This window comes from Mesorhizobium sp. KR2-14 (assembly GCF_040049255.1).
Taxonomy (GTDB): domain Bacteria; phylum Pseudomonadota; class Alphaproteobacteria; order Rhizobiales; family Rhizobiaceae; genus Pseudaminobacter.
The window spans coordinates 786,432-807,368 of the sequence record NZ_JBDZDR010000001.1 but is presented as its reverse complement, the minus strand read 5'-3'; the positions used below and the strand labels follow the sequence as shown (position 1 = coordinate 807,368).

Below are 20,937 nucleotides of genomic sequence, written 5' to 3'. Positions count from 1 at the left end.
GTTGGTATCGAGATTTTGGAGATAGACGTCAGCAAACGCGATAATATCGCGAGTATACCAGATCGATCGGCCGAAATATCAACGTGGCTGATATATATCGTCTTGGCTGCGAACACAAGAGGCGTCTCGCCCGAAATAGCTTTTTGGGGAAAGTCCACCGCTTTCGAAGAGGTGGGCCGCCCGCGCCATTCTTCCGGCCATTTCCCGCCATAGCGCGGTTAGAGCCGGGGCGGTATGCGCCGGCTCTAATGGAGATGTCGGTGAAACGTGTCTTGCTTGGTCTTTGCCTGTCGCTGGTGGCCTATGAGGCGCAGGCGATTTCCCGTTACGATTCAATGAACATGACTTGCACGCAGGTCCAGTCCGCCATCGAGCAGGAGGGAGCTGTGGTGCTGCGCTTCCGCTCCCCGCGCGACGCTTCCATCGAGCGCTACGACCGATTTGTGCGCGACCGCCGCTTCTGCAAGCACAATGAGCGCGCCGAAACCACCATGGTGCCGACCGCCGACCGCAAGGCATGCGCGGTGCGCGAATGCCGCCTGTTCGAGCCGGAGCGCCGGCCGAAGCTCTTGCGCCGCCCCTAGAGTGTGCACGCTAGAACCCGAACGAGCCTTGCGCGGGCGGCGGCGGGCCAAGCTGCACGCCTTCCAGTTTCAACAGCCGCTCCTTGGTGGCCGAGCCGCCGGGGGCCGAAAAGCCGCCGATCTTGCCGCCGGCGGCAAGGATGCGATGGCAGGGCACGACGATGGGAACCGGGTTGGTGCCCAGCGCCTGGCCGGTCTCGCGCGCTAGCCCGGCATGGCCGGCCCGGCTCGCCAGTTCGCCATAGGTGGTCGTCTCGCCAAAACCCAGCCGGCGCGCGGCGTCGTAGATGGAAAGTCGGAAGGCATCGGCAGTGCCGAGATCGACCGCGATGCCGGAAAAGTCGACCGCTTCGCCCGCGGCATAGCGCCGGATCGCCGCGACAGCCTCGGCCACGGGCGGCGGAAGATCCTCGGCCGGGTACTCCACCGGCCGGGTGCCCACGGCGCCGGGCAGGGTGGCCAGCAGGCGCCTCAGCGTGGCGGCGCGGTCGCGCTCGGGCAGTTGCACCCGCGTCAGCCCGCGCGCGCTCCAGGAGATGCCGATCCAGCCCAGCCCGGTTTCGAAGAGGTGATAGGGAAGGGGAAAGGACATGAGCCGGCCACCTGTTTCGCGCGCCTTATATCACGGTTAATCCCTGGGACAAACAGCGAACAAATGCTTTTCTTTACTCTCTGAAACAGCAGTTGATCGGCCGCTCTATTGCGATTTTGCACCCGCGTGTTGCCCAGGCTGGATGCCTCATGTAAGAGATTTTCGGGCGGGACTGATATTTTTGAAACGATTGCAGTGAGAGCGGGCTTGCCCAAATTGCGGATTTCCCTGGCTGTCGGCGTCGCGCTTTCTGCGGCAAGCCTGTCGGCCTGTACTTCCACCGGAAACGGCACCTCGCCGGACCTTTCGCTGAGCATGGCGCCTGCCTACGAGCAGGAAATCGACATTCCGCTGCCCGAAACGGTGGCCGTGCTACCCAGCTCCTATGCGCCGGTCGAAGGCGCGCCGGTGCCGCTGGTGGCCGAGGCAACTGAGGCTCCGGCCGAGGGCGTCGCGCAGGTGGCTGAGGCGGCATTGCCCGAAGCCACGCTTCCGCCCCCCTCGCGGCCGGGCGACATATTGGCGGCAGCAGTGCAGCAGCAGAAGCAGCAGCCGGCCGGCACGCAGGTGGCGTCGCTGGAGCCGGTGGCGCTGCCCAGCGCCTATGCCGCGCCGCAGGCCGGTGCGCCCTCCGGCAATCTCGACCAGCTCATCGCCAAGTATGCCGCGGTCTACGAAGTGCCGGTGGACCTGGTGCGCCGCGTGGTGCGGCGCGAGAGCAATTTCGACCCGAGCGCCTACAGCAAGGGCCATTGGGGCCTGATGCAGATCAAGCATTCCACCGCGCGCGGCATGGGCTATGACGGCCCGGCCGACGGCCTGCTCGACGCCGAGACCAACCTGAAATATGCGGTGAAATATCTGCGCGGCGCCCTGCTGGTGGCCGATGGCAACCATGAGCGCGCCGACAAGTTCTACCAGCGCGGCTATTATTACGACGCCAAGCGCAAGGGCCTGCTGAACGAGACCGGCCTGGGCATCGACCGCCACCGCATGCGCCGCAAGGAAGAGGTCGCCGAGACGGCCCAGCCGCAGGCCGATTTCCCGCCGGCACCTTCGGTCCTTCCGGCCTCGGTGCAGGGCGAATTCCCGCCGGCCCCGGCCGCGCCGGAAGCTATGCCGGTGGCAGCCCCTGTTGCCGACCAGCCGGTGCTCACGCCGGCAATCGCGCCTGTGCCCACTGCTGCCCCCGCACCCGCCGGCGCCGCCTGATTCTTTATCTGGGCGCTGGCGCGCTTCGTCATCGCCACGCCCGGTTTTCACCGTCTGGCCATTTCAGAGAACCTGGGAAGACGGGCGGTCGTCGGACGCGCTCATCTAAGTAAATCTTGCGGCCCTTCGACCGCCCGTTCGATGCTCTTGCCCCCGCTCCGGCCCTCCGCTATGGCTCCGGGCGTTCGTCATTCGAAAAGCCAAATCGTTGGCTTTTCGTCCGCTTCGCGGACCATTCCTCACCCTCCACATTCGCGTGGCCAGCCGCCGCCAAGGCCCGGGCTTGGGGGTTCATCACCCAGCAGCGCCACCGTAGCGCCACCAGCCCGGACATCGTCGGCCTCCACGCGCATCCGGTTCATGACCCGTGTTCCCGTGAGGCCGATGCGGAGGATTATAAGGGGGGCCGAAAGGCGGGGATGAAGAAATTAACTTCACGGCGTTGATGATTGTAAAATCAACGACTTACAGCAAAATCGCGTTACAATTCATCCACGCAATCTTCTTCTGGCCGGTAAGCGCGGCCCTCGGTGACAAAGTAATGTGGGTGTGGTTCTAATTCAAGGGTAGAATCGGTAGTAGACAGTTAGTGTAATCATGTCTGTTCACAATATGTACGGATTGTGTACTGTACAAAAGGCGCTTTGCCGAATTTATAGCTTGGGGAGCAAGGATGACAGAACGTTATGTGAGTGCCCTCAATGAGATAGAGGGCCTTATTGGCAACCCGCCTGTTACAAGCCGGATACTAGAAATCGACCCATTGTCGGCGCGAGTTATTTTGGAGCAGAGGAATAAAGGAAATCGGCCACCTAAGCCGAATAAGGTTCAGCAATTTTCGTCAGATATTGGATTAGATCGCTGGGGGCTGACCGGTGATACTATAAAGTTTGGTAGCGACGGTAGATTGCTCGACGGCCAAAATCGGTTAGCCGCTTGTGTGCGAGCCAACCGCAGTTTCAGAACGCACGTCGTGTTCGATATCGATCCTGCTTTGTTTGGTCGAATGGATATAGGAAAGCCTCGAAATGCGTCTGACGTGCTGCATATTGCAGGGTATAAGTATGCTTCTACGCTGGCGTCAGCGCTGCGGTGGGCATATCTGCTCGACACGAACCCCTACAATCGAGACACCCTAAAGCCAGACTTTGTTCTGGACCTCGCTAGATCAAGATATCCTGATATTGAGCCCTTTCTTTCGAAGGGGCGGGCATTGAATCGACAGTACGCACATCCGGCGGGTCAGGCTGCTGCGCTCCTCTTTAAATTTTCGAAGTCTGATCGGTCCAAATGCCTTGAGTTCTATGACGCATGGATGGCCGGAAAACGTAACGGGCAACATCAGATCATCGACACAATGCAGGCCCTACTGCACTCTCAAAAGGTCAACAACAACGGCAGAATGCACGAACTGGTTCGCGCTTCCATAATCATCAAGGCGTGGAATATTTTCCGCCTTGGACAAAAGGGTTCTCTTGCCCAATTGCAGGCTGCCATGAACTCACCAATTGAAAAGGTCGGCTGACTTTAGGCCGCCCATCAAAGATGCTCCTGCAGCGGCCGCGCCTCCAGGCTGCCGGCCTCTAGCGCGGCGATGGCTTCGGCCACCGCCTCCATGTAGGCTAGGTGGTCGCTAATCAAGTTTTACGCTTGTCATTCAAGTAGTTTCGGCCTGATTCAGAGTGAGGGGTAGAAAATGACTAAGCTTCCGAAGAAGTTCGTTGATCGCGTTGCGCCGGGTCTCAAGAAATATCAGCGAATAGCGTTAAGTCAGCAGAAAGCAGACGTTGCCGAGGCGGACACGGTCACGCTGGTCAAGGACGTGCTTGCGGACGTTTTCGGCTACGACAAATATGACGAGCTGACTGCAGAGCACCAGATCAAGGGGACGTTCTGTGACTTGGCAATCAAGATTGCCGGTCAACTTCGGTTGCTTATCGAAGTCAAATCAGCAGGATGCGCGCTTTCTGAGAGTCACCTGAGGCAGGTCATCGACTACGGCGCTCACCAAGGAATACATTGGGTAATTCTTACCAATGCCATCGAGTGGCGTCTGGTCAGAATTTATGTCGCCAATCAAATCAGTCACGAAGAGGTCTGCCGGGTGGCCTTCACGGAGTTGAATGCGCGAAACGAGGACCATCTCCAGCAACTGTTCCTCTTCGCCAAAGAGGGGCTGACGACAGATGCGATGGATGCATTCCATCAGCAGGCTCAGCTGTTCAATAAATACACGGTGTCCGCGATCATTCGCTCGGAGCCAGTCATCTCAATTGTCCGCAGGGAAATCCGTAGGCTGTTTCCGGACATCAAGGTCGGTAACGAAAACCTTGCGGCACTTATTGAGAACGAAGTGGTCAAGCGGGACACTATGGAAGGCGACAAAGCCAAGGAAGCTTCTGCCCGCATAAGAAAGGCGACGAACAAGCTCGCCAAGGCAAAGGCCTCGAAGGTCATGGCCGAGGCCGCCGAGTAGCTGGGCTACCGGCCAGAGGAGGCGAGGGCGCGCGAACGTCGCCCCCGTCCTTAAGCGTCATTAAGCGCTAGGCTCAAAAATACTCCTGCAGCGGCCGGACCTCCAGGCTGCCCGCCTTGAGCGCGGCGATGGCTTCGGCCACCGCGCCCATGCCGGCCAGCGTGGTGTAGTAGGGCACCTTCTGCATCAGGGTCGCGCGGCGGATCGATTTCGAATCCGACACCGCCTTCTGGCCGTCGGTTGTGTTGAACACGATCTGGATCTGGCGGTTGCGGATGGCGTCCTCGATATGCGGGCGGCCTTCCAGCACCTTGTTGATCTTTTCGGCCTCGATGCCGTTTTCGGCCAGGAAGCGCTGGGTGCCGCCGGTGGCCAGCACCTTGAACCCCTGTTCGGCCAGGCGCTTGACGGGCGCCAGCACGCCCTGCTTGTCGTCGTCGCGCACCGAGACGAACAGCGTGCCGGAGCGCGGCAGGTCGACGCCGGCGCCAAGCTGGGCCTTGGCGAAGGCCAGCGCATAGTCGCGATCCAGCCCCATGACTTCGCCGGTGGAGCGCATTTCGGGCCCGAGCAGGATGTCGACGCCGGGGAAGCGCGCAAACGGGAACACCGCTTCCTTGACCGCGATGTGGCCGGGCGTGCGCGCGTCAGGCCTTGCGCCGTAATGGGCGAAGGCTGAGTCCAGCGTCTCGCCGGCCATGATGCGGGCCGCGACCTTGGCGATCGGCTTGCCCACCGTCTTGGCCACGAAGGGCACGGTGCGGCTGGCGCGCGGGTTCACTTCCAGCACATAGATGGTGCCGTCCTTGATGGCGTATTGCACGTTCATCAGGCCGCCGACCTTGAGCGCGCGGGCAAGGGCCGCCGTCTGGCGCTCCAGTTCCTCGACGATTTCGGCGGACAGCGAGTGGACCGGCAGCGAGCAGGCGCTATCGCCCGAATGGATGCCGGCCTCCTCGATGTGCTCCATGATGCCGGAGACGAAGACTTCCTCGCCGTCGCACAGGCAGTCCACGTCGACTTCGATGGCGTCGGTGAGATAGGTGTCGAACAGCAGCGGGTTTTTTCCCAGCAGCGTGTTGATCTGGCCGGTCTTGTCGTTCGGGTATTTCTGCTTGATGTCCTCGGGCACCAGGCCGGGCACGGTGTCGAGCAGGTAGGTCTGCAGCATGCTCTCGTCGTGGATGATCTGCATGGCGCGGCCGCCCAGCACGTAGGACGGGCGCACCACGAGAGGGAAGCCGAGCTCGCCGGCCACGGTGCGCGCCTGCTCGACCGAGTAGGCGATGCCGTTCCTGGGCTGGGTGAGGTCGAGCTTCTGCAGCAGCTTCTGGAAGCGGTCGCGGTCTTCGGCGAGGTCGATCGCGTCGGGCGAGGTGCCGAGGATCGGGATGCCGTTCTTCTCCAGCGCTTCGGCCAGCTTCAGCGGGGTCTGGCCGCCGAACTGCACGATGACGCCGACGAGCTCGCCGCGGCTCTGCTCCATCTTCAGGATCTCGATCACGTCTTCCGCCGTCAGCGGCTCGAAATAGAGCCGGTCGGAAGTGTCGTAGTCGGTCGAGACCGTCTCCGGGTTGCAGTTGATCATGATGGATTCGTAGCCGGCCTCGGCCAGCGCGAAGCAGGCGTGGCAGCAGCAATAGTCGAACTCGATGCCCTGGCCGATGCGGTTCGGCCCGCCGCCGAGGATCACCACCTTCTTGCGGTCGGAGACGCCGGCCTCGTTGGCGGGCTGGCCGGCAAACGGCACCTCGTAGGTGGAGTACATATAGGCGGTGGGGGAGGCGAACTCGGCCGCGCAGGTGTCGATGCGCTTGTAGACCGGGTGGACGCCGAGCGAATTGCGCAGCTGAGCGACCGCCTTGGCGGTCTTGCCCGTCAGTGAGGCCAGGCGGGCGTCCGAAAAACCCATGGCCTTGAGCATGCGCAGGTTCACCGCGTCTTCCGGCAGGCCGTGCTCGCGGATGCGCTCTTCCATGGCGATGATGCCGGCGATCTGCTCCAGGAACCACGGGTCGATCTTGCACATGGCGTGCACGTCTTCCAGCGAGGTGCCCATGCGGATGGCCTGGGCGACCATGCGAAGCCGGTCGGGCGTAGGCGTGCCGAGTGCGGCGCGGACGGCGTTCTTGTCGTCGCCGTGGCCGTAGCCGGGGATCTCGATCTCGTCGAGGCCGGTGAGGCCGGTTTCGAGGCCGCGCAGGGCCTTCTGCAGCGATTCCTGGAAGGTGCGGCCGATGGCCATGACCTCGCCCACCGACTTCATGGCGGTGGTGAGGGTGGGCTCGGCGCCGGGGAACTTTTCGAAGGCGAAGCGCGGGATCTTCGTTACCACGTAGTCGATCGACGGCTCGAAGGAGGCCGGGGTCGCGCCGCCGGTGATGTCGTTCTCCAGTTCGTCCAGCGTGTAGCCGACGGCGAGCTTTGCGGCGATCTTGGCGATGGGGAAGCCGGTGGCCTTGGAGGCGAGCGCCGACGAGCGCGACACGCGCGGGTTCATCTCGATGACGACGAGCCGGCCGTCCTCGGGGTTGACCGCGAACTGGACGTTGGAGCCGCCGGTCTCGACGCCGATCTCGCGCAGCACCGCGATCGAGGCGTTGCGCATGATCTGGTATTCCTTGTCGGTCAAGGTCAGCGCTGGCGCCACGGTGATGGAATCGCCGGTGTGCACGCCCATCGGATCGATGTTCTCGATGGAGCAGACGATGATGCAGTTGTCCGCCTTGTCGCGGACGACCTCCATCTCATACTCCTTCCAGCCGAGCACGCTTTCCTCGATGAGGACTTCGGTGGTCGGCGAGGCATCGAGGCCCGACTGCACGATCTCGAAGAATTCCTGGCGGTTGAAGGCGATGCCGCCGCCGGTGCCGCCGAGCGTGAACGAGGGGCGGATGATGGCCGGCAGGCCGACCACGTCGAGCGCCTGGGCGGCCACGCCCATGGCGTGCGAGACATAGCGCTGCTTGCGGTCGCCTTCGCCGAGGTTCCACTGCGTTTCGAGCGCGTCGAGGGCGGTGTCGGAGGCGCCGGAGGCCTTCAGTTCGGCGCGCTCGGCCTCATGCTTCTTGCGGTCGGCGTCCTTTACGTCGGTGGCGTTGGCCAGCATCGAGCGCGGCGTCTCCAGCCCGATCTTGGCCATGGCCTCGCGGAACAGGGCGCGGTCCTCGGCCTTGTCGATGGCGTGCGCGTCGGCGCCGATCATCTCGACATTGTAGCGCTCGAGCACGCCCATGCGGCGCAGGGAAAGCGCGGTGTTGAGCGCGGTCTGGCCGCCCATGGTGGGCAGCAGCGCATCCGGGCGCTCCTTGGCGATGATCTTGGCGACGACCTCGGGCGTGATCGGCTCGATATAGGTGGCGTCGGCCAGGTCCGGGTCGGTCATGATCGTGGCCGGGTTGGAATTGACCAGGATGACGCGGAACCCTTCCTCTCGCAGCGCCTTGCAGGCCTGGGTGCCGGAATAGTCGAACTCGCAGGCCTGCCCGATGACAATGGGCCCTGCGCCGATGATCAGGATGGACTTGATGTCGGTGCGTTTTGGCATGGGCGGGGTCCGTTCGTCTTTGGCTCTACACGAAACCCCGGCGCGGGAACGCCCGGCCGGTGGGGATGCAGAGTCTGTTGTCAGGCTAAGGGCGCCTTATAGGCAAATGCCGGCACGCTTGTAACCCCAAATATGCGTGAATCTTTGCGACTTTTCGGCATGGCTGCCATGCGGACGGGGAGGAGCCTGAAACGTAGCTCTGCTTCGGCCGTACGGCCTTCGCAGGACACGTGAGGATGCAGGCGGAAACTTGCTTGCCGTTGGGTGCGGGAAAGCTGATTGCGACCTTATCGCGGTCGTTCGTCTCCACCTGCTTAAATCCAGTAAGCTGACGTTCCCCTTGGCTCTCAGGCTCGCCGCTGGCTTCGACGGGCGTCCTCGTGCAGGTTCTATTGGGTCGGCACGGTTTATAGGGGCTTCCTCACTGGAACATCCGCGGAATATGGTCTGCCCATGTCTTTTCTCTAATCAGTTCGCCGTTCTTCCGCAAAGTCTTGGTGAAAGTGACGTGGAAATATGAGGCATCCGACTCGATCCGTGCCTTGGTCGAGAGGTCTATTTCATTGCCCTTGATGGTAAAAATATTTCTACGTTCGCCTTGGTAGCGGGCGTTGGCGGGCATGGCGTCATTGACGTCCCATCGGTATGACTCGCTGGATCGGTATTTGTCGTCACGAATGATCCAGGCAATGTCGCTGGCGGTCGTGAATGTCGAATCGCCGGTTTGTTCATTGCGGAAACTGTTGAATACAGGGCCGTTATTTTCCAGCTCTTTGCCAAAAGGTGCCGCATCGCTGGGCTCCGGCGGGGGGAGCATACAAGCCTGGGTCGTTTCGTTTTGCGTCGGCACCACCGGCAATTCGAGCCATGTGTCGTTGCTCAGCAAAAGACTGGTGGTGCCCGGCGTAGGGCTGGGCCAGATCATGGGGAATTGCGCGTTGGCGACGGCCAGGCGGATACGATGGCCGGGTTTGAAGCGCCATGTGGTGAAGTGAACCGAGGTGGTCAGCGTAGTCGGTTCACCGGGTATCAGCGCCACAGGCTCAAGCCGCGAAAAACGCTGGGAAGGATTGATGATCGCGCCGCTGACCAAGGACACCTTGCCATCCGGAGCGACATCCTCCAAACGCACTGTCCACTGGTAAAAAGGAGCATCTGCGGCCACGCGCAAACGCACTTGTGGCAGGCCCATGATTTCCAGGGCCTCCGCCAAGGGGGCAGAGTCGTAGACCAGACTGTGGGCGTCGTCCGTTGCCATGTCGCCCGTTTGTTCGCCCCACCAACCACCGGCTGCCATCCCGCTGCCGGCGCGGTAGAGCAGGGTTTGGGCGGTTTCCAGCGCTGCAGGGACATTGCCCAGATGTTGCGCGGTTTGAGGGTAGAGCCGTTGGGTGGTGCTGCTGTCCGATGGCAACTGCTTATCGCAGCGCCAATAACCGGGGACAGTGGCCAGATCGGTGGCAGGCGCGTGCCCGGTACGCATGAATGCCATCCAGCGGGGCTCATCCAGAATCCCATCGTCTATTCCCTTGAGCCAGTAATCCCACCAGCGCAAAGCCTTTTGCCGCCACTCGTAGTTGGGGCCGGGGACGCCGTATTCAGGCCATGCGTGGTTCCATGGCCCGATTTCCGCAATGACCGGCGCCTTGGCGGTCCGACCCACATCCATGACGAAATCCCGGTAGCCGTCGAGCAATCCCCCGATCAGATAGGTTGGAACCTCCAAAGGGGCTTTGAACTTGAGGGACTCCTTGCGCCAAAAATCGCCATCCTGTTGCTGGCGCAGCCAGGTGAATATCCAGGGTTCCCTGTCGAAACGATTCCGGAAATAATCTTCATCAATGCGGTAGTCCGGGCTTTGCGGCATCGCATTATCAGTATCAATTTGATGCGCATAGGAATCTATGTGCAAAGCGCCGTCGATGTAGTGCACGTCATTGTAGAAAAGGTCGGTCGACCCATGCGCCGCAATGATGGCCTTGAGCGCAGGCGGTTTTCTGTGGGCCGTCATCAGTGAGTTGAAGGCACTCCATGAAAGGCCATACATCCCCACATTGCCATTGGACCAGCTCATTTTGGACAGCTGGGCGATCAATTCCTCCGCATCGGAAATCTCCGCTTCGGAATACTCGCTTTCGGGAATGCCGCCCTCACTGCCTCCCGTACCGCGCACATCCACACGGGCAACAACATAGCCGCGCTTGGCAAAATATGAGCCATATTCATAATCACCAAGGGTGAAAAAATCATCCTTGCGATATGGCAGCATTTCCATAATCACCGGGAAGGTTTCTCTGGGCTCTTTGGCCACGGGCCGGTAGTAGGTCACAGCCAAGCGCACGCCATCTTTCATTTCGAGCGTGCTGTTCTCCAGAAAAAATTCGTAGTGCGTGACGTCCGCTGACGCCGCGGCATCTCCCGAGCAGCCGAATAAACCCCCTATGAGGAATAGACAAACTGCTAGTTTCCCCAAGATGTTTGCCCTCAAAGCTATCATTTGTCCCACGGTGTTTTGTGTTGTTTGCAGCTGCTAATGGCACGTGTCAGCCTGGTGGTTGATTCACGGCTTCGGCGCCCGTGTGCAATCGCCCGCAGTCATAACAGTGGCCGTGGTATTTTGCGCGCCCGACACGATGCGAACGTGCGGCCGCCGCCGCGGGCTCTGCTTTCTCACAGATCCGGCGTTGCCGAGCAGCCGCGATCGGCTACGGCGCGCTCGGCCGATAGGCGGATGCGTCGGTCGTGAAGTGGGCATGTCCCCACGAAGCAAGCTGCTTCCCGATGATCGCAACCAGACGTCGGTCCACTGCACCTGCAAGCATCGGTATGTTCATCGCGAGCCTGTAAGCCAGGAGGCGGCTACCGGCCACCGCTGCGGCGATGCCGTAGCAGGCCTTGTCCAGCGCATTGGGAACCACTCCCATGCCTGCGGCCCTCGCCGCATCCCCGCCCGCATAGTTCTTGACGAAGAACACCTTCGAGAACCCTTTCTCCACACGGTCGAAGACGCGGGATGTGAGGGAGTTGTCCGGCGGGAGATAGGCGCCGAGCGTCGCGCGCAGCAGATTGCCGCAGGTATCGTCATCGAAGCCCGACCGCAGTGTCGCGAGGCTCGCGGCCATCAGCGTCACGATCTCCTTTGGCGTGGTCGCCAGGAGAGTCTCGGGCAACCCGAGCAGGTAGCAACGGTAACGGCTGAGTTCGACGCGGGCCCGCTCCTCGGCCGTGAACTCGCTGCGGCCCTGACGCAGCACGCCGGCTGCCATCATGGTGACCGATATGAGACCGGCCGGCATCTGATCGACCTGCGGGATCGGGACGCCGTAGACCGAGACGTCCCAGCGGCCCTTGCGCATGGCGTTGAAGCGCACCATCGCATGCATCAGGCGAACCATCGCCGCAGCACGGAAGCCATCGCCGCCGCGGGCAAGCGCGCCGGGCAGCACCGAGGTCGCGAAGAAGGTCGCCGTCTCCTTGACACGCCTGGCTGCGCTCTCATTCGAAAGCGCGCCAGTCAGCGCCATCGGGAGCGCAGCGTACCGGTTCATGAAGGTCGCGATGAAGGCGGCGCGGATGGCAATGGGGCTCATGATCGCCATGGCCGCCCGCTCGAGACGAGCTCCTTCCTCCACCATTGCCATGTCCAGCCAATCGGGCACCGTTTCCATCGCCGCGATGAAGGTGCGCAGTTCCGGCGGGGCGTCGGCAACGGAATCAATGCCGTTCTTGCAGGCCTGATCGACCATGTCGATCAGGCGCTTGAAGCCATATTCCGGCATCAGGGCGGCATAAGGATCGGCCACGCGATCGCCCATGAAAGTGTAGGCGCGGATGAGTGTCATCAGGCGGTCATCAGCGAGAAGCTGGGCCCGCTCTGCCTCGCTTGCAGATCGCAGTTCATTCGGATCACCGGCAGCGCCGGCAAAGCGCTCCGGTACGGCATCAAAATCCACCGCCCCGTAGATCGAAGGCGTGGCAATGGCTTGTGACCGCACCTGGTCCCAAATCTGCTGCTTATCCATGCTGCTCATCCCGATCGGAGCCGTGTCGAAGCGGCTCCCTGGAGCAACGCCGGGCGCACAATAGGAAGCAACACTTAACTCCAGCTTACCCGTGCGCACGCCCGGTTCCGGCGTTGCTTGACGAACGGCCGATGCTATCTGCCGGGCAGCTTCCTCTCCATTTCCGCCAGTCCCCGCCGGCGCTCCAGTTCCGCCTCGCTCGGGTTTTCCAGCCCGAAGTCGCCGGTCTCGACCTCGCCGGCGCGTCCGTAGGTCGCGATGATGACGCCGTTGGGCGTGACGAGGCTGTCGGTCAGCTTGAGCGCCGCCGGCATGGTGCCGGACCCGAACAGCTTCTTGCCGCTGCCAAGCACTACCGGCATCACGATGAGCTGGATGCGGTCGATGAGGTCGTGCTGCAAGAGTTGCTGGATGAGTTGGCTGGAGCCCTGGATGAGCAGGTCCGGCCCGTCGCCCTGCTTCAGTTCGCGCAATGAAGCGGGGACGTCCTCGCCGAGCCATGTGGTGTTCTGCCAGGTGAGGCTCTCAGGCTTGTGGGTGGCGACATATTTGGTCACGCCGTCGAACAGCGGGCCGATCGGATCGTCTTTCGCATAGGGCCAGTGAGCGGCGAAGATGTCATAGGTGCGCCGGCCCAGAAGCAGGTCGAAGGGTCGCTCGAACAGCTTGCCCATGACGCCGCCCACTGCCTCGTCGAAATGGGGCACCGCCCAGCCTTCATGCTGGAAGCCGCCGGTGGGGTCTTCCTGCGGGCCTCCAGGTGCCTGCATGACCCCGTCGAGGCTGACGAACACCGTGGCATTGATGGTTCTCATGATGTGTCTCCCTGAACTCACGGGCGCCAGAATGCCCGAGGACAGCCCAAGGACGCACGGCGCGCCTTGGTGCCGACATGCACGAGATCGATTTTGCGGGAGAATGCATTTGCGCGCCAGAGCTTGAGAAGTGGCGGCTCTGGGCGGGTCGATCAGCCCAGAACGAAGTCGTAGATCAGCTTCAGGTTAAGCACCGCGATGACCACGGCAATGACCATCGCGAAGGCGCTGAGCCAGCGCGGCGCCACCAAGGCGCCCATCTTTGCCTTGCTGGCGGTGAAGATGACCAGCGGGAACACCGCAAAGGAAAGCTGCAGGCTGAGCACCACCTGGCTGAGGATGAGGAGCTTGGCCGTGCCGCTTTCGCCGTACCAGACGGTGACGGCGGCGGCCGGCAGGATGGCGATGGCGCGGGTGATGAGCCGGCGCAGCCAAGGCGCCAGCTTGATGCGGATAAAACCTTCCATGACGATCTGGCCGGCGAGCGTTGCCGTGACGCTGGAATTGATGCCGCAGCAGATGAGCGCGACGCCGAACAATATCGGCGCCATCGACAGGCCGAGCAGCGGGGCAAGCAGCGCGTGCGCCTGGGCAATATCTTCGACATCGGTCTGGCCGACCTTGTGGAAGGTGGCGGCGGCGAGGATGAGGATCGAGGCATTGATGAGCAGGGCGAAGGTCAGCGCGATGGCGGAATCCCAGGACGCGAATTTCAGCGCCTCGCGCTTGTGCTCGATGGTTTCGCCATAAGCGCGCGTCTGGATGATGCCGGAATGCAGGTAGAGATTGTGCGGCATGACCGTGGCGCCGAGGATGCCGAGCGCCAGATAGAGCATTTCCGGGTTGGTGACGATCTGGGTGGTGGGGGCGAAGCCGCGCACCACCGAGCCCCAGTTAGGGTCGGCCAGTGCGATCTGGATGGCAAAGCAGGCGGCGATGACCGCAAGCAGCGTGATGATCAGCGCCTCGACCCAGCGGAAGCCAAGCTTCTGCAGGTAAAGGATGAGGAACACATCGAGCGCGGTGATGAGCACGCCCAGTTCCAGCGGAATGCCGAAGATGAGGTTGAGGCCGATAGCCGTGCCGATGACCTCGGCAAGGTCGGTGGCGATGATGGCGATCTCGGCCATGAACCACAGGCCGTAGGAAACTTGCTTGCCGTAGGCATCGCGGCAGGCCTGGGCAAGGTCGCGGCCCGAGCCTATGGCAAGCCGGGCGCAGAGCGCCTGCAGCACGACCGCCATGATGTTGGAGATCAACGCCACGAACAGCAGTGCATAGCCGAATTTCGAGCCGCCGGCGAGCGAGGTGGCCCAGTTGCCAGGGTCCATATAGCCGACGGCGACGAGATAGCCGGGGCCTATAAAGGCAACGGCCCGACGCCAGGTCGGGCCGTGGGTTCTGACTGAGATAGAGCGGTGTACGTCCGAAAGCGATGCTTCGCCTCGCGGCTGGCGCCAGCCCTCGGCGGTTTCGGTGGCGGTGCGGCTGGATAAATCCATGCAATGGTCTTTTCGGGTTATTCGCAATTGCAAATCATTGGCAATATAACATGGGAGCGATCAAGGCCGAAACAAGGCTGGCGCATGCGATTTTGGCTGACTGCACCGGTTCCGGGGGCCGCAAGACGCGTCGGCGGCGATGCCCGGAAGGGCAGCAGCGCGTGCGGGGAACGGGTGCGGAGGTGATGCGTTGGTGCCGAGCCGGGCCGACCCGGCGGCAACGCAGGAGCAGCGAGATGGGAGCGAACCAGGCACCGACGCCGAAAGGCAAGGAAGCGGCCAAAGGCCTCAGGAAGGCGGCGGCCGGGGACGAGCGCAAGGTGGAGGCCCGCACCGGCCACGAGCTGAAGAAGGGCGAAAAGCGCTTCGAAGAGCGCGCGAAGAGTTCGGACGGCAAGAGCGCCGGCACAAAGCAGAAAGGTTGAGGGTCGGCCGGCGGCTGAGTTTCAGGCCCGCGCCTCCGGCGGTCGCCCGGCCGCGGTAAATGGAACTTCACCCGCTTGATGCAACCGTTTGAGGTGTTCATCGGTTTCAGGCAGAGCGGCGCAACAGCAAGTGCGCCGCATGAGGACAGGAGGCGCGTGCATGCTTTGGAGAGGGCGCCGGCAGAGTGACAATGTAGAGGACGAGCGCGGCGGCGGCGGCTTCGGCATGGGGCCGGGCGGCGGCTTCCGTATTCCCGTGGGCGGGGCGACCGGCGGCGGCCTTTCGCTTTCCGGCATCATCTTTCTCGTCATCCTGTTCCTGGCGCTCAGGGCCTGCGGCATCGATCCGGTCGAGATACTAGAAGGCGGCGGCGGGATGGGAACGGGCGGCGGCCAGGTGAGCCGCACCGCGCCGCAATCACAAGACGAGATGAAGCAGTTCGTGTCCACCGTTCTGGCCGAGACCGAGGACGTGTGGAACGGCATCTTCCAGACCAACGGCCGGACCTATGAGGAGCCGAAGCTGGTGCTCTTCTCCGGCCATGCGCGCTCGAACTGCGGCTTTGCGTCGTCGGCGGCCGGTCCGTTCTACTGTCCTGACGACCACAAGGTCTATATCGACCTGTCCTTCTTCGACCAGCTCGACCGGCAGTTCGGCGCTTCTGGCGATTTCGCGCAGGCCTATGTGCTGGCGCATGAGGTCGGCCACCATGTGCAGAACCTGCTGGGCATCCTGCCCAAGGTCAACCGCATGCGGCAGTCGATGGACGAGGAACAGTCCAATGCCGTGTCGGTTCGCGTGGAACTGCAGGCCGACTGCTTCGCCGGCATCTGGGGGCATTACACGGCGCAGAAGGGATTGCTGGAAAAGGGCGATCTGGAAGACGCGCTGAACGCCGCCAAGCAGATCGGCGACGACACGCTGCAGCGGCGTTCGCAGGGCTATGTGGTGCCCGAAACATTCAACCACGGCACCTCGGCGCAGCGGATGAAATGGTTCAACCTCGGCTTCCAGAGCGGCAAGCTGCAGGATTGCGACACGTTCAACAACCCGGTGTGAGATGCCGTGGGGCGCGTTGGCGTGGCGGCAAGAGTTGCCGGGTTCGGCCTGTCGCCGCTAGCCGTCGACCCAGTCGAGCGGCACCGCAAGGGCTTCGGCGAGCCTGGCCGCGGTTTCGGCAGAGGCCGTTCGGCGGCGGGCCTCGAGATCCGAAAGGAAGCCCTGCGTCAGGTCGGCCTTTTCGGCAAGCTCGCTTTGGGTGAGGCTGCGCCATTTGCGCAGTGCCTTGAGGCGACTTTCGCCGCGCAGGATCGCCATTGAAAGCTCGGCCGGAAAAGGCTCCGTCCCGTGCAATTCAGCCTTGCGGGCGTCGTAGATGGCGATATCGGCCGCATCCTCTGCGGCCTGGTCGGCGGCCTGCACGAGTGCCTCGTACTCGGCCCTGGGAAGGACGACCATTTCCTCCCCGCCGGGAGTTTTGATGATCTGGGGCGCGTTCATCTCTTTTGATCCTGATTCCGGCGATAGGTGACCGTGTCGCGCTTGCCGATGTAGATGGCCAATATGGTTGTCCGGTCCTCGTCGAAGATGACGCGATAACGGCCGATCCGCAGGCGGAAACCATCGCGTCCGACGAGGCGCTTCACGTCGCCCTTGCCACTGATCGCGTAGTCGACCAAGCCGTCCGACACCTGCCTGCGCGCCGCGGCGGGGAGATTGTGCAGATCTCGCGCCGCCGAAGCGGTCAGCACAATCGTCTTCATGCGACGATATTGCTATATTATCGCAAGAGCGCAAGCCGCGCAAAGATTTCCACTCTGGCTTCTTACTGCCCGGCCAGCGCCGGTTCGGCCTGGCGGGCGCGGATGGCCTCGACGAAGCGGCGGAACAGGTAGTGCGAGTCCTGCGGACCGGGCGAGGCCTCGGGGTGGTGCTGCACCGAGAACACCGGGCGGCCGGTGAGCGCGATGCCGCAGTTCGAGCCGTCGAACAGCGAGACATGGGTTTCCACGACGCCTTCCGGCAGCGACTTGGCGTCGACCGCGAAGCCGTGGTTCATCGACACGATCTCGACCTTGCCGGTGGTGTGGTCCTTGACGGGGTGATTGGCGCCGTGATGGCCCTGGTGCATCTTCTCGGTCTTGCCGCCGAGCGCCAGCGCCAGCATCTGGTGGCCGAGGCAGATGCCGAAGACGGGAATGTCGGTCTTGAGCAGGTCCCGGATGGTCGGCACGGCATATTCGCCGGTCGCCGCCGGGTCGCCGGGGCCGTTGGACAGGAAGATGCCGTCCGGCCGCATGGCCAGGATATCCTCGGCGCTGGTGGTGGCCGGTACCACGGTGACCTTGGCGCCCAGCCCGGCGATGATGCGCAAAATGCTGCGCTTCACGCCATAGTCGACGGCGACCACGTGCATGGTCGGCGCGGTCTGCTCGCCATAGCCTTCGTTCCAGACCCAGGGCGTCTCGCGCCAGACCGAGGACTGGCCCGAGGTGACCTCCTTGGCGAGGTCGAGGCCGACCAGGCCGGGCCAGCCGGCGGCGCGGGCCTTGAGCTCTTCGAGATCGAACTTGCCATCGGGCGAATGCGCGATGACGGCGTTGGGCGAGCCCTTTTCGCGGATCAGCGCGGTGAGCGCGCGGGTGTCGATGCCGGAGATGGCGACGACGCCGCGCCGCTTCAGCCAATGGTCGAGATCGCTGGTGGCGCGGTAGTTGGAGGGCGAGGTGATATCGGCCTTGAAGACAGCGCCGACGGCGCCGTTGTGGGCGGCCGGGTTCAGGTCTTCGGCGTCTTCGTCATTGGTGCCGATGTTGCCGATGTGGGGGAAGGTGAAGGTGACGATCTGGCCGGCATAGGACGGATCGGTGAGGATTTCCTGGTAGCCGGTGAGGGCGGTGTTGAAGCAGACCTCGGCGACCGCGCTGCCGGTGGCGCCCAGGCCACGGCCCTCGATGACCGTCCCGTCGGCCAGAACCAGAACTGCGGTTGGCGCTTGGGTTGCCCAGGGGGCGGTGTTGGTGGCCATGTCGGCTACTCCATATCCTGTCTTCGCGGTCGGCTTGGTCAGCGGGCAGGCCGGATGCGGCTCGAGCGGCACCTTGGTGACGGCCCGGCGAGCGGGCCGAATGGCGCAGCAAAAAACACGGGGCCCCGCGCGAACCGCAAACCCCCGTGCATACCCAAAAACAAGTCCATGCAAGGCACGCACAATAGGGGAAGGTGCCCGCACGGTCAATGTTGGCGCCGGCCGCAGCCGGCAAAAATTTTGCAGCGCAATATCGCAATCAGATGGCGATCGCGGTGGGGTTTGCCTTCCATCACGGGCCGCATTAGACGGGTGCGCTTCCCGATGGAATCGGGAGCAAGCCGCCCCTTCGCCCGAAAGTAGAAAACCATTTTCCCGCCAGCGGGATCATGGTCTATTGTCGGCGCCAATCCAAGGAGTTGTCGCCATGCGCGAGATCATCGCTGAGGCACTGAAGACCGCACTGAAGGCGCAGGACAAGCGCCGCACCTCGACGCTGCGCCTGATCAACGCGGCGATCCAGGACCGCGACATTTCCAACCGCGGCGCCGGCAAGGACCCGGTCAGCGACGAGGACATCCGGCTGATCCTGGCCAAGATGGTCAAGCAGCGCGAGGAATCGGCCAAGGCCTTCGAGGAGGGCGGCCGGCCGGAACTGGCCGCGCAAGAGCGCGACGAGATCGAGATCATCCGCGAGTTCCTGCCCAAGCAGATGGACGACGAAGCGGTGACGCAGGCCGTGCGCGACGCAATCGCCGAGACCGGCGCCGAAGGCCTGCGCGACATGGGCCGCGTGATGACGGCGCTGCGCGAGAAATTTGCCGGGCAGATGGATTTCGGCAAGGCCAGCGCGCTGGTGAAGGCGTCGTTGCAGTAGGCTGCAACTGTCAGAGCGCGATGACCTTCCGTCGAGACCTCATCGCGCTCCGACTATCCGAGCCCTAAAGCCGCTTCCCGGCTTTTCGGGATCAATAATCCAGCTTCAGTTCACCGCCAGTCGCGTTCCGCGCAGCAGGCCCTGCTCCTCAAGCACCGGATAGGCCATCGAGGCCAGCAGGGAATTGATCTGCTTGAGGTCGCGGATGGTGTCGAGGTGGATCGAGCTGGTCTCGACACTGCGGGCCGAACCATCGCGCAGCCGCACGAAATGGCTCTGGCTCGTCTCCTTCTCGAAGTCGCGCAGCCGGTCCTTTTCCTCCACGAGCTGGCGAGCGGTGTGCGGATCGCGCGAGATCAGCACGTTGACGGCCAGCCGCGCATTGGCAACGACAGAAGCGTGGAAGGCGGCCAGCTCGCGCCAGCCCTCGGGCGTGAATTCAAGGGCGCGCTCAGTTTTCTTCTGCACATGCACCAGCATGTTGCGCACGATGATGTCGCCCACCTGCTCGAGCTTGACGCAGGCGCCGATGAGTTCCTGGCAGCGCAGCGCCTCGTCCTCGGTCATCTGGCGGATGGTCGCCTTGGCCAGATAGAGCTTTATGGCCGCGTGCTTGCTGTCGACGCGGTCGTCCAGCGCGGCCAGCGCGTTGATCTTGCCGGCATCAGCGTGCTCGTAGAGCTCGATGATGCGCTTGAGCATGATCTCGACGATCTCGCACACCTGCAGAACCTCGCGCGTGGCATTGGCCAACGCCTGGCTCGGCGTGTCGAGGTCGGCCTCGTCGAGCGCGCTGAATTCGACCGTGGCGAGCGGATCTTCCTGCGGGGCAGGGGTGGCCAGTGCCACGATGCGCTGCGAGGCCCGGTAGACCAAGCCGGCGAGCGGCATGCCGGCAAGCAGGATAATGCAGTTGAACAGGATGTGCGCGTTGACGATCTGGTCCGGCACGGCCGTGCCGAGGAAGCTCACTGGCGGCTTGAAGGTGAGGAACAGCGTAAGCATGACCACGGAGCCGAGCCCGCGCATGAGCAGGTTGCCCACCGGCACCACGCGCACTTCCGGAGCCGCACCCCGCGTCAGCAGCGGCGCGATGACCGAGCTGCCGAGATTGACCCCCAGCACCATCACAACGCCGAGTTCTGGCGGCAGGAGCCCGCGGCCGGACAGAGCGACGAGCAGCAGCACCGCCGCGATTGAAGAATGAAACAGCCAGGTGATGAGAGCTGCGAGCAGGAAGGCGGTGACCGGATCGCCGGAGAAATAGTCGACGATGACCGGCAGGAGCTGGCTTTCGCGCAGCGGCTCGGAAGCCTGGCCGATCATCTCCAGCGACAGGAGCAGCAGGCCGATGCCCACCAGAATGCGGCCGAACTGTCGCCATGTCCGCCGCTCGGTGGTCATGAAGATGGCCGTGCCGGCGGCAAGGCAGACCGGAACCAGCAAGGAAAGATCGAGGGAAAGGATTTTCACCACCAGCGCCGAGCCGATCTCGGCCCCGCGAACGGCAAGCTGGCCAGCCATGCCGCTGACTATGCCGGCGCCCGCAAAGGAGCCGACCAGCAGCGTGACCGCGGTGGAGCTTTGCAAAGCGACGGCAAGGCCGGCGCCGAGGATGACCGCCATCAGCGGGTTGCGCATGGTGGCGCGCAGCTTCTGGCGCAGCACGTCGCCATAGGCGCGCTCGACGCCCGTGCGCACCATGCGCGTGGCATAGAGCATCAGCGCCACCGCGCCTGCCAGATGCAGAAGAACCACCGAGCCGCTCATGACCAAAATCCTCCGCGACCACCGGCAGCTAAGGCCGACAGCAAGGGAATGCCACAGCGGTCTTCTTCGCGAATCAGGGTCATTTT

16 protein-coding genes and 1 pseudogene are annotated in these 20,937 nt (G+C 63.0%); 7 read left to right on the top strand and 10 right to left on the bottom strand.

Annotated elements, in window-relative coordinates; translation table 11 throughout:
* Positions 1-254: 254 nt before the first annotated feature.
* Complete coding sequence (locus tag ABLE86_RS03745; RefSeq protein WP_348777555.1) at positions 255-584, top strand: hypothetical protein; 330 nt, start codon at positions 255-257, stop codon at positions 582-584.
* 10 nt (positions 585-594) lie between these two features.
* Here the strand turns inward: ABLE86_RS03745 and ABLE86_RS03740 are convergent, their stop codons facing one another.
* Positions 595-1,176 (bottom strand): methylated-DNA--[protein]-cysteine S-methyltransferase, encoded by a 582-nt coding sequence (locus tag ABLE86_RS03740; RefSeq protein WP_348777554.1) that lies wholly within the window; start codon positions 1,174-1,176, stop codon positions 595-597.
* Between the two features lie 315 nt (positions 1,177-1,491).
* Between ABLE86_RS03740 and ABLE86_RS03735 the strand changes: the two are divergent.
* The 3 genes and pseudogenes from ABLE86_RS03735 to ABLE86_RS03725 form a co-directional block, all read left to right on the top strand.
* Positions 1,492-2,151, top strand: a pseudogene (locus ABLE86_RS03735) (lytic transglycosylase domain-containing protein); the annotation flags it as partial.
* Between the two features lie 910 nt (positions 2,152-3,061).
* Positions 3,062-3,913 (top strand): hypothetical protein, encoded by an 852-nt coding sequence (locus ABLE86_RS03730; RefSeq protein ID WP_348777553.1) that lies wholly within the window; start codon positions 3,062-3,064, stop codon positions 3,911-3,913.
* 171 nt (positions 3,914-4,084) lie between these two features.
* A complete protein-coding gene (locus ABLE86_RS03725) occupies positions 4,085-4,864 on the top strand; it encodes a hypothetical protein (RefSeq protein WP_348777552.1) in 780 nt (259 codons plus the stop codon).
* Positions 4,865-4,937: 73 nt separating this feature from the next.
* Here ABLE86_RS03725 and carB read toward each other — a convergent pair whose 3' ends face one another.
* The 5 genes from carB to ABLE86_RS03700 form a co-directional block, all read right to left on the bottom strand.
* Positions 4,938-8,411 (bottom strand): carbamoyl-phosphate synthase large subunit, encoded by a 3,474-nt coding sequence (carB, locus tag ABLE86_RS03720; RefSeq protein WP_348777551.1) that lies wholly within the window; start codon positions 8,409-8,411, stop codon positions 4,938-4,940.
* Positions 8,412-8,832: 421 nt separating this feature from the next.
* Entirely contained in the window at positions 8,833-10,764 is a 1,932-nt protein-coding gene (locus ABLE86_RS03715) for a CocE/NonD family hydrolase (RefSeq protein WP_348777550.1), read from the bottom strand.
* 352 nt (positions 10,765-11,116) lie between these two features.
* Complete coding sequence (locus ABLE86_RS03710; RefSeq protein WP_348777549.1) at positions 11,117-12,433, bottom strand: oxygenase MpaB family protein; 1,317 nt, start codon at positions 12,431-12,433, stop codon at positions 11,117-11,119.
* 134 nt (positions 12,434-12,567) lie between these two features.
* Positions 12,568-13,248, bottom strand: a complete 681-nt coding sequence (locus tag ABLE86_RS03705) for a dihydrofolate reductase family protein (RefSeq protein ID WP_348777548.1) — start codon at positions 13,246-13,248, stop codon at positions 12,568-12,570.
* Positions 13,249-13,400: 152 nt separating this feature from the next.
* The gene (locus ABLE86_RS03700; protein ID WP_348777547.1) at positions 13,401-14,750 is read right to left on the bottom strand and encodes an Nramp family divalent metal transporter; all 1,350 of its coding nucleotides are present in this window, start codon (positions 14,748-14,750) and stop codon (positions 13,401-13,403) included.
* Positions 14,751-14,986: 236 nt separating this feature from the next.
* Here ABLE86_RS03700 and ABLE86_RS03695 point away from each other — a divergent pair, with 236 nt between their 5' ends.
* A complete protein-coding gene (locus ABLE86_RS03695) occupies positions 14,987-15,175 on the top strand; it encodes a hypothetical protein (RefSeq protein WP_348777742.1) in 189 nt (62 codons plus the stop codon).
* Between the two features lie 160 nt (positions 15,176-15,335).
* Positions 15,336-16,235 (top strand): neutral zinc metallopeptidase, encoded by a 900-nt coding sequence (locus ABLE86_RS03690; RefSeq protein WP_348777546.1) that lies wholly within the window; start codon positions 15,336-15,338, stop codon positions 16,233-16,235.
* Positions 16,236-16,292: 57 nt separating this feature from the next.
* Here ABLE86_RS03690 and ABLE86_RS03685 read toward each other — a convergent pair whose 3' ends face one another.
* The 3 genes from ABLE86_RS03685 to carA all read right to left on the bottom strand — a co-directional run bounded on the left by ABLE86_RS03685 (position 16,293) and on the right by carA (position 18,204).
* Positions 16,293-16,676: a helix-turn-helix transcriptional regulator gene (locus ABLE86_RS03685; RefSeq protein WP_348777545.1), complete on the bottom strand. Its 384-nt coding sequence runs from the start codon at positions 16,674-16,676 to the stop codon at positions 16,293-16,295.
* Positions 16,673-16,939 carry a plasmid stabilization protein gene (locus ABLE86_RS03680; RefSeq protein ID WP_348777544.1) on the bottom strand — a complete coding sequence of 89 codons (267 nt, stop codon included), beginning with the start codon at positions 16,937-16,939 and terminating at the stop codon, positions 16,673-16,675. The genes ABLE86_RS03685 and ABLE86_RS03680 overlap by 4 nt, the downstream gene beginning before the upstream one ends.
* A gap of 62 nt (positions 16,940-17,001) precedes the next feature.
* Positions 17,002-18,204 carry a glutamine-hydrolyzing carbamoyl-phosphate synthase small subunit gene (gene carA / locus ABLE86_RS03675; RefSeq protein WP_348777543.1) on the bottom strand — a complete coding sequence of 401 codons (1,203 nt, stop codon included), beginning with the start codon at positions 18,202-18,204 and terminating at the stop codon, positions 17,002-17,004.
* Between the two features lie 427 nt (positions 18,205-18,631).
* Between carA and ABLE86_RS03670 the strand changes: the two genes are divergently transcribed.
* Entirely contained in the window at positions 18,632-19,081 is a 450-nt protein-coding gene (locus ABLE86_RS03670) for a GatB/YqeY domain-containing protein (RefSeq protein WP_348777542.1), read from the top strand.
* Between the two features lie 105 nt (positions 19,082-19,186).
* On the opposite strand, the gene ABLE86_RS03665 is transcribed toward ABLE86_RS03670, so the two are convergent.
* Complete coding sequence (locus ABLE86_RS03665; RefSeq protein WP_348777541.1) at positions 19,187-20,851, bottom strand: Na/Pi cotransporter family protein; 1,665 nt, start codon at positions 20,849-20,851, stop codon at positions 19,187-19,189.
* Positions 20,852-20,937 lie beyond the last annotated feature (86 nt).

Excerpts from the sequence above, each read along its gene's own strand:
- ABLE86_RS03745 (WP_348777555.1), top strand. The coding sequence starts at position 255 with ATGTCGGTGAAACGTGTCTTGCTTGGTCTTTGCCTGTCGCTGGTGGCC.
- ABLE86_RS03740 (WP_348777554.1), bottom strand. The coding sequence starts at position 1,176 with ATGTCCTTTCCCCTTCCCTATCACCTCTTCGAAACCGGGCTGGGCTGG.
- ABLE86_RS03730 (WP_348777553.1), top strand. The coding sequence starts at position 3,062 with ATGACAGAACGTTATGTGAGTGCCCTCAATGAGATAGAGGGCCTTATT.
- ABLE86_RS03725 (WP_348777552.1), top strand. The coding sequence starts at position 4,085 with ATGACTAAGCTTCCGAAGAAGTTCGTTGATCGCGTTGCGCCGGGTCTC.
- carB (WP_348777551.1), bottom strand. The coding sequence starts at position 8,411 with ATGCCAAAACGCACCGACATCAAGTCCATCCTGATCATCGGCGCAGGG.
- ABLE86_RS03715 (WP_348777550.1), bottom strand. The coding sequence starts at position 10,764 with ATGAAAGATGGCGTGCGCTTGGCTGTGACCTACTACCGGCCCGTGGCC.
- ABLE86_RS03710 (WP_348777549.1), bottom strand. The coding sequence starts at position 12,433 with ATGGATAAGCAGCAGATTTGGGACCAGGTGCGGTCACAAGCCATTGCC.
- ABLE86_RS03705 (WP_348777548.1), bottom strand. The coding sequence starts at position 13,248 with ATGAGAACCATCAATGCCACGGTGTTCGTCAGCCTCGACGGGGTCATG.
- ABLE86_RS03700 (WP_348777547.1), bottom strand. The coding sequence starts at position 14,750 with ATGGATTTATCCAGCCGCACCGCCACCGAAACCGCCGAGGGCTGGCGC.
- ABLE86_RS03695 (WP_348777742.1), top strand. The coding sequence starts at position 14,987 with ATGGGAGCGAACCAGGCACCGACGCCGAAAGGCAAGGAAGCGGCCAAA.
- ABLE86_RS03690 (WP_348777546.1), top strand. The coding sequence starts at position 15,336 with ATGCTTTGGAGAGGGCGCCGGCAGAGTGACAATGTAGAGGACGAGCGC.
- ABLE86_RS03685 (WP_348777545.1), bottom strand. The coding sequence starts at position 16,676 with ATGAACGCGCCCCAGATCATCAAAACTCCCGGCGGGGAGGAAATGGTC.
- ABLE86_RS03680 (WP_348777544.1), bottom strand. The coding sequence starts at position 16,939 with ATGAAGACGATTGTGCTGACCGCTTCGGCGGCGCGAGATCTGCACAAT.
- carA (WP_348777543.1), bottom strand. The coding sequence starts at position 18,204 with ATGGCCACCAACACCGCCCCCTGGGCAACCCAAGCGCCAACCGCAGTT.
- ABLE86_RS03670 (WP_348777542.1), top strand. The coding sequence starts at position 18,632 with ATGCGCGAGATCATCGCTGAGGCACTGAAGACCGCACTGAAGGCGCAG.
- ABLE86_RS03665 (WP_348777541.1), bottom strand. The coding sequence starts at position 20,851 with ATGAGCGGCTCGGTGGTTCTTCTGCATCTGGCAGGCGCGGTGGCGCTG.